We start from the raw sequence: 915 nt of genomic DNA, 5'->3' as shown, positions 1-915 counted from the left end.
CATACGAGATAGCTGTTATAGTCTCGTGGGCTCGGAGATGTGTATAAGAGACAGGTGGTGGCGCGCGTCAACGGCGAGGCGGTCCACCGCTCCGACGTCCAGCGCATGGTCGCCCAGCTTCCGCCGCAGGTGCAGCAGATGCCGCTGGAGATGATCTACCCGGCGGTGATCGAGCAGCTCGTCAATTCCAAGCTGGTGGCCGAGGCCGGCTACAAGGCCAACCTCGCCGGCACGCCGGAGGTCAAGGACGAGATCAAGCGCGCCGAGGAGCGCGCGGTGCAGCGCGCCTACATCCAGAAGGAAGTGCAGTCGCGCATCACCCCGGCCAAGCTGGACGAGGCCTACCAGGCCTTCCTGAAGCAGAACCCAGCCCAGGAAGAGGTCAAGGCCAGCCACATCCTCGTCGAGAAGGAGGATGAGGCGAAGGCGATCATCGCCCAGCTCAAGAAGGGCGGCGATTTCGCCAAGCTCGCCAAGGAGAAGTCGAAGGACCCGGTGGCCGCCGAGCAGGGCGGCGATCTCGGCTACTTCACCAAGGACACGATGGTCGAGCCCTTCGCCGACGCCGCCTTCGCCATGAAGAAGGGCGAGGTGAGCAAGGAGCCGGTGAAGACGCAGTTCGGCTGGCACATCATCAAGGTCGAGGACAAGCGCACCCAGCCGCAGCCGTCCCTGGACGAGGTCAAGCCGCAGCTCGAGCAGCAGCTCAGCAAGGACATCGTGACCAACGTCGTCGAGGACCTGCGCAAGGTCGCCAAGGTCGAGACCTTCCAACTCGACGGCTCGCCGATGCCGAAGGAAGAGCCGGCCCCGGCCGCGGACGCACCGGCCCAGACCGCCCCGAAGGCCGAAGAGCCGAAGAACTGTCTCTTATACACATCTGACGCTGCCGACGATTATACGCGAGTGTAGATC

At 64.2% G+C, this 915-nt stretch carries 1 protein-coding gene; it reads left to right on the top strand.

Features of this window, described 5'->3' with window-relative positions; translation table 11 throughout:
• Nucleotides 1–39 precede the first annotated feature (39 nt).
• Entirely contained in the window at nt 40–912 is an 873-nt protein-coding gene (locus tag Q4I23_RS32825; protein WP_498529022.1) for a peptidylprolyl isomerase, read from the top strand.
• Nucleotides 913–915: the final 3 nt, after the last annotated feature.

Source organism: Azospirillum sp. UFLA03-27, from assembly GCF_059803775.1.
This window is presented reverse-complemented; position numbering and strand designations above follow the sequence as displayed.